The sequence below is a fragment of the Flavobacterium fontis genome (assembly GCF_900129405.1).
In the GTDB taxonomy this organism is placed as follows: Bacteria; Bacteroidota; Bacteroidia; order Flavobacteriales; family Flavobacteriaceae; genus Flavobacterium; species Flavobacterium fontis.
The window spans coordinates 1-7238 of sequence record NZ_FQVQ01000025.1; the positions used below are offsets into that span (position 1 = coordinate 1).

Below are 7238 nucleotides of genomic sequence, written 5' to 3' on the forward strand. Positions count from 1 at the left end.
AAAGTACTTTTGAGCAAAAATCTATTACTATTTTTAACAATGAAATTAATGTTTAAAAACGGTCAACTCTAATTAGGGAAGTACAGTGTTCAGTACACAATTTTCAGTGTTCAGTCATTAGCAATTAGCAATTAGCCATTAGCAATTAGCGATCAGCCATTATTTAATTTGAAATTGTCATTGTCATTGTCATTGCCATTGCCATTGCCATTGAATTTTGTCATTGCCATTGTTATTACCATTGAATTTTGCCATTGTCATTGCCATTGCCATTCTCACTTCCCTAAGGTCGTCTTTTTTCTTGCTTCTTTCTTCTTTCTTCTTTCTTCTTTCTTCTTTTCTCTATGATCAAACGCTAAGTCAGGTCCCGATAGCTATCGGGATGCGCAGCGGGGATTTTTCTATTTTTATTCGTCCAATTTCTTTAGTCGTTTCTCAACTAAAAAATAAATTAATACCACCCCAAAAACAAGTGTTGTAGCAATTGGTATTCCTAAATCAAGATGCTGTTGGTTTTCAATCAATGCGAGAATGATCGTCACACTATACAGTACCATCAAACAGGAAGAAGCATATTTATTGGCAACTTTCCAATGTTCCAAACTCTTTTTGGCGCTCCCTAATTGATACCCATATAAATAGTTTGGTTTTGAAGGAGGAAACAGATTCAAACAAACTGAAAACACGAGAAGTACTACTAAAACTATGGTCATTATGTATGGCTATTTAATTAATTTTTAATTGCTTTACAGTGCAGAATTGCTCCCCAATCGGTTTCCAAGCCCATCAAATGATGCTTAGCCCTTGCAAAATAGGAAATAGTTCAATTCACACCCTTAGTTTTTTCTCGTTTTTCACACAAAGAAGAGAACTCCGAGGACCCTCCGCTACCGCGCGAAATGAAATTCGACGGAGTCAATCCTTTCGCGTGGTAACAAATACTAATTTTCAGGTAGTTTACGAGCTATAAAGTTGGGTGCCTTCGCAGAGCGGGTTTATAATTCAAAATTTATAATTCAAAATTAAAAATTTAAAACCTCCCTAACGGAAGGCAGGCTCATAATTCATAATTTATAATTCATAATTCAAAATTCATTTTAGCCCCCGGCAAGCCGCCGCGCTTTCCGCTATATCCCCGATAGCTATCGGGGGATGCCGCTGCAATCGCTGGGGCGGGTCACTGCACGGTTGTCATTTTGGGGTACTACAGGGAGCTTGGGGGGAGTGGTACGAAAGCACATTATGGAACGATAGCGCACGGATTGCACCCGAGGTTTGAGCTGAATAGCGGAGGTAAATCCGTGGGAGCGGGGGTACTAATGTTCATTTATTCAAATACAATTTCATGCTTTTTTTAATTATCTTAATAAAATATTATTTTTGGTCTCAATGGAAAGTGAACGATTAAAAATTTTGGATAAAATAGAATCTGTTGAAGCTTTAAAATTACTTAAATCAGAAGCTGAAATGGTTTTGGATGAATCATTGTCTTCAGAAAGTATAATTACAAATAAAGCAAATACCATTTTTCAAATTCTCATAGTATTATTGTTTTCTGTATTAGGTTTCATAGCCTCGACTTTTCCAGATATCAATGTAAATTCACATTTGATAAGAATTTGCTTGTTTCTGATTTGTGTTACTGGTTCTTCAATTTGGTATTTGTTAAAAATCATCTATCCAAGATTAACATACAGTAAAGGTACAATTCCAAGTAAATTATTACACGACGATATTGTATTTAAGGATTGGGAAGAATTTTCGATTCTTAAAAATCGGATTTATAATTTGGAAGAGGCAATAAAGCAAAATAAAAAAATCCAATCTGAGAGAATAAGTAATTTTAAGATTTCAATTTATATTCTCTTGATTGGAATTTCACTGATAACACTTTACTCACTAATAATTATTCTTTAATTATAAAAGAACTATCATTTTCTGTTCTAGTTTGAGTGTCATTCGAGTCTCTAGTTGGAGTAGACGGCGGAGTACTATTTGAAGAACTTTCCGAGGAGCCACCTCCATTCTGTTTGTCATCTTCTAACATGTTTCTTTTATTTTATTCTGTATATTATTTTTCCCAGCTGACGGGATGTCATTTAGTTTCATATTTAAGATAAGTTTATATGCAATACCCAGTTTTCCATAGTCTTTTTTTACTTTTTTCCTTTAGCATTTGTTAATATAACTTTATAATCTATAAATAGAAATCTTACAGGAGTTGGGATTATCCAGTTAAACTAATCCAATTTTAATGTCTTTTCTAATCTTAATTTAAATTCATTTTCATTGTTATAACTATAGAAAGGTACGGCAGTTATTAAATAAAAATCTGTATTAATTTGAAATACCTTTTGATCTATTTCAATTTCCTTGAGAAAATCTTCTTTCCATTTGTCGTGACCTTTTAAATGCTCTCCTTTCGGTTCTATAAATACTTGAAAAGACATTTCTTTACCGTCACGTTGCTTACAGAATAACAGAAAGTCTGGTTCAAAGGCTCGTCCAAGTTTATCGAAGATTTTAATTTCTCTTTCATTACGGATTAGGTAAATGTTCTCAAACTTTTGATTCAGTCCTTCAAATCGTCTTGAAAACAGTTCTACAAATTTCTTTTCTTCACTTGTTCCGTAGTTGGCATTGTAAACATACCAAGGCTCGTTGGCTACCAATGTTTCTTGCCCGTCTGCTCTTTCGCTGTCTTTGTAAACTTTGATTTCTTTGTCTTTGAAAACTTTATGAATTGGTTCTTTGATATAGTCTGAACCTTCGTATTCTGTCGAGTTACTCTTTATATCTGCTTCAATACTTTGTAAAAGTCCGTTTAAGGCTTGCAAATAGTCGAAATGGCTAATATCTTTAAGTCGGTTCGCTGTTCCGCTAAATGTGATTTCTAAACCTGCTAAAAAGTCTGAGCTTTCAATGAAATTGGAAAGTGAACCAACGCTTGGAAAGTAATGTGATAAACTGTCGAAATAGAAAAATGGGTTTTGACTTAATGCAAAACGGATTGTATTATTCGGAATTTCAGTCAGCTTAACATCTTTAGTTCTTATTAATTCATCATTTGATTGTGTTGTTTCCATTTCAAAAAATGCACTGGACATTCTGCCAACACCAGACGATAATACGTGTCGATAGTTTGTATTTTTAACTCCTAAGTCAGCAAATGATTTTATGTTGTCAAAACTCTTTGGCACTTTCTTATTGAAGAAAACATGTCCGTCTTTGTAAAAATCTGTTTTCTTAAATTCAGGTTTTAAAAACAAATTGAGTTGAACCAAATTAGCATCATCTTCATAAATCCCTGAATCTACAAGGGCTTTCTTCAATTCTGAAATGTATCGGCTATCTTCTTTTGTGTGGTAATATAATTCTTCTAAAATTTTCAAGTCATTGGTAATATCATCAAATTTTCGGGTATACTTGTCTTGACCTACTTCTAAAGCAAAAGGATAGTATCTTGCGCCACGACCAATTAACTGTGCTTCAGAAAGTGTTGTTTTTCCAGGTTTTCCATCTTTACCGTCACGGTCTTCATAAAGACGAACAATGTCAAACAGATTCAATACATCCCAACCTTCATTCAATTTTTGAACAGCAAAAATGGCACGAATTGGATTGTTTTCATCTTCCAAGGTGTTGAGTAATATTTGGTTTTGCTCGGCTTCTGCGTCATTGTTGGCACTCAGGCAATTTTCAAATCTGAAATTGGCTTGAATACGTTTTACAATTTCATTGTCTGAAATGCCTTTGGCTTCAAAAAATCTGAAAGCTTTTTGAACGATTGGAACAGTAGAGGTCTTTTGAATTTTCTCTACCATCGTCACCGAAAAATCATCAATTAGTTTGTGAAAACTCTCTTTATTCTGTTCCGATTCTTTGATTGTTTTTTTGGCTTTGAAAAGAATTACAGGCTTCAAATTGATATTGTTTGAAGTTGCCAATTCCTGACGATACAAATTCAAAATCAACGCCTGAGTGATTCTTTCGCTCTCGTTATACAAAGTACGTATAAGGTTGATTTCTTTGGAATACTTGTCTTTGCGAAACTCGGCAAGGTCGTATTTGAAAATAACTTTATCTTGATATTTTTCAACAATTGCTTTACTTTCAAAATCCATTGTTGCAGTAAATTCTAAAAGAATGTTTTCAAAACATAGACTGTGAATTTTTTCAACTAAATCACCCCAAACAGCAGCATTATTGTGATGGGCTTCATCACCAATTAAAACCAACTTACGATTTTCAAAATCTTCAAAGCTTAATCCGTTTTCTCGAACATTTAAAAGTAAACCTGAGGTGAGCATTTGAATAGAAACAAATTTTATATTAATATTTCTATCATCTGCTTCATCAAAGTTCTCAATCTCTTTAATGATTACTTCTTTTCCGTCAATCACAATTTTGTCGTTGAACAAGTATTTTGAAGCCTGTGGATTGAGGAAATTGTCCTTAGTTTTCTGAATGATGTTGTTGCTGTTTACAAAAAACAAAAAGTTGCGATAGCCTTTTTGGTATAGGTGCAACATCAAACCAGCCATTATCAAAGTCTTTCCACTTCCTGTTGCCATATTGTAAAGCAATTGAAACGGTCTTTTGGGTTTGCCTTCAAAATCCTCTGAATCGCAAAGAATGAAACGCTGAAACGCTTCAATTTGATAAGGTCGCTGACCAAATCCAGGCTTTAAATTGTCGGTTATGTGATTAGGAACAGTAACTTGTGCAATGGCTCTTTTACCAAATTCCTGTATCAATATATCGTATAAAAACGCCATTTATTTACTTCTTAATTTGGTAAAAATCTTTGGTTACTTTCTTTTCTTCTTCGGTGCAGGCAAAGTCGGCATCATTGAGCGAAGATAGATTTACATACAATTGGTTTTTGTCCAATAGTTCGCAAAGGTGTTGTTTCTGTTCGGCAAGGCTCAGGGCTTTGAAATCTTCCATATGCTCATCCTGCTTCTTAATGTCCACATTGTAATTCAGGAAACTTTTGGTTTTCATCTGCTCCCAAATCTGCAAAAGGACTTCTGTGTCATTGGCTTCTTCAATCCGCTCAATGAAAGTTTGGTTGTATTTTTTGAGTTCGAGATAAACATATAAACCACCCCCTTTCCAATTTACATCTTCATAGGTTGATATTCCTGTGTCATCCCCGTTGATTACATTCTTTAATCTATTTACACTGTCGTTTTCTCCATAATCTAACTGCTCAATGCCAATAAATTGTCTTTTCATTTTATGAGCAACGGCAGTTGTTGTTCCACTTCCTAAATGATAATCTAATACAACATCCCCTTCATTGGTTATCATTTTTATTAATCTATAAAGAATTTTTTCAGGTTTTTTGCCATTGCTTAATTTCACACCACCTTCTTCAGCGATTGCACCTGTAGTTTTAATATCTTGCCAAAAATCACAAGGGTTTTTGAAAATATTAGAGTCAGCGAAAATAACCTGTAAACGTGGCTGTTTAGTATCTCTATTAAAATCTGTAATGTAGAAAAATAGCACTCCTTTTTTAGATACTGCTGTTGCAATATCTTGTTTTGGGACATTGTCTAAACTTTTAACTAATGTGGCAAGGCTTGAAGAACCTGCTGTTTTTATAATTCTGTAACTATTCTTAAATAGCCATTCGTTTTTCTTATCTTCATTCTCAAAGTCAAGTTCTTTTAACTTAGTCGCTAAAGAAATTTTCTTTGCCTTTTTAAGAATTTCATTTGCTTTAATAACATCTGTATCGTCATTAATTTCTTTTGCTTCTAGTTCAATTAGTTTAGAACGTTGTTCTTCGGTTAAATTATCAATGAAAATATTATTTTCTGGGTCCCATTCCTTTTGTTCATATTTGTCAACGGTAATAAACCCCTTAAAATTTGGCATTTTATACATCAAGATAAACTCCTTTAACTTGGGGAATCTACCTTTTGCGTGGTTCATTTTAACACCACTGGCTTCACTCATTTTTACAGCAACATTGTTTAAGAACCGATTTTCAAAAACTTCATCCATCAAAATTTTTAGGTATGCGTTTTCATTGTCATCACATTGAACACATATCATTCCGTCTTTTGACAATAGAGCTTTAGCTGCATAAAGTCTGTTTCGCATAAATGTAAGCCACGTTGAACGATTAAAACTATCATTGTAGCCAAATGAGTCATTTCCTGTATTATATGGCGGGTCTATGTAAATCAGTTTTACTTTTCCTGCAAATTCTTCTTTCAGCGTATGCAAGGCCAAAAGGTTGTTGCCTTTGATAATCAGGTTGTCGGTTATAGTGCCGTTCTCGTTTCGGTTAAATTGGTCAAGTGGTTTTTCTCCGTCTTTGTCAATGCGTTTGGCATTGGTCAAAACCTTTGGTTCTAAAAGCTGGGTAATTTCGTCTTGTGCCAATATTTCATTGAAGAATATTTCTTCTTTTTTGTCTTCTTCACGGCTTTGACCGCCTTCCAAAATACAGTCTTTAAATGGCCAAACTAAAGCCACTTCGTTTCGTTGTTTCAGGTATTTGCCGTCAATGGTCAGTCCAACTTTTTTTTTGAATTGGGTGTAGCTGTCGTTCAGGTAATTTTTCTGCTCCAAAAACTGAACAAACAAGTTTTGGTTAAATACCAAAGTGCCTTTCACATTTACAAAAAACTTCTCTTTCAGGTCTGCGTTGTCGAGCAACAGTCCAATGAGTTCTTCGTCAAAATTGTGTGCTTTGTTCAGCACCACCCACTTTTTTAGTTCTCCGTTATCGGTCACATAGTTGGGTTCTTTTTTAAGTTGATCTTCTAATTGTTTGTATAACTTCATGGCTTCACAAGTGAAATTTTTACAAATTTGAGATTAAAATTTAAATTACACCATTTGTAAATGACAAAAATGAAAAAGTAAGCTAAAGTTAGAATTTCATATTTTTTTTACAAGCAAATAAATATTTTTGTAAATATTTTCTCAACTCTATTTTTCAAGTGTTACAACTATTGCACAAAACGCTATACATGATGTGTATATTTTAAAAAAAACATAACTTTTTTGGCACTTTCTTTTGGCGATTTTTGGCGGTTTTGTGTAATTTCAAAATGAATTTATAAACCATTATTTCTATGCCTAACTTAAATTTTAATCGTATGAATGTCACTGCCACCACAGAACAAGTTAATGCTGTCAAAGCTGCATTACAAGCCATCAACACCAATCTTCCATTTTTAACAGGGCTTACCCCGGAAGAGCGCAGTACATTA

Annotated in this window: 4 protein-coding genes; 1 reads left to right on the plus strand and 3 read right to left on the minus strand. The window is 33.9% G+C overall.

All coding sequences use genetic code 11. The features are described 5' to 3' along the window. Positions 1-407: 407 nt before the first annotated feature. The gene (locus BUC17_RS13695; RefSeq protein ID WP_083545013.1) at positions 408-713 is read right to left on the minus strand and encodes an SdpI family protein; all 306 of its coding nucleotides are present in this window, start codon (positions 711-713) and stop codon (positions 408-410) included. 676 nt (positions 714-1389) lie between these two features. On the opposite strand from BUC17_RS13695, the gene BUC17_RS13700 reads away from it, so the two are divergent. Next, on the plus strand, positions 1390-1917 hold the full coding sequence (locus tag BUC17_RS13700) for a hypothetical protein (protein ID WP_073365477.1): 528 nt from the start codon (positions 1390-1392) through the stop codon (positions 1915-1917). 323 nt (positions 1918-2240) lie between these two features. Here the strand turns inward: BUC17_RS13700 and BUC17_RS13705 are convergent, their stop codons facing one another. Together BUC17_RS13705 and BUC17_RS13710 are read right to left on the minus strand one after the other, a co-directional pair. Then, positions 2241-4778 carry a DEAD/DEAH box helicase family protein gene (locus BUC17_RS13705; RefSeq protein WP_073365479.1) on the minus strand — a complete coding sequence of 846 codons (2538 nt, stop codon included), beginning with the start codon at positions 4776-4778 and terminating at the stop codon, positions 2241-2243. Positions 4779-4782: 4 nt separating this feature from the next. Further along, positions 4783-6807 carry a DNA methyltransferase gene (locus tag BUC17_RS13710; RefSeq protein ID WP_073365481.1) on the minus strand — a complete coding sequence of 675 codons (2025 nt, stop codon included), beginning with the start codon at positions 6805-6807 and terminating at the stop codon, positions 4783-4785. Between the last annotated feature and the right edge of the window lie 431 nt (positions 6808-7238).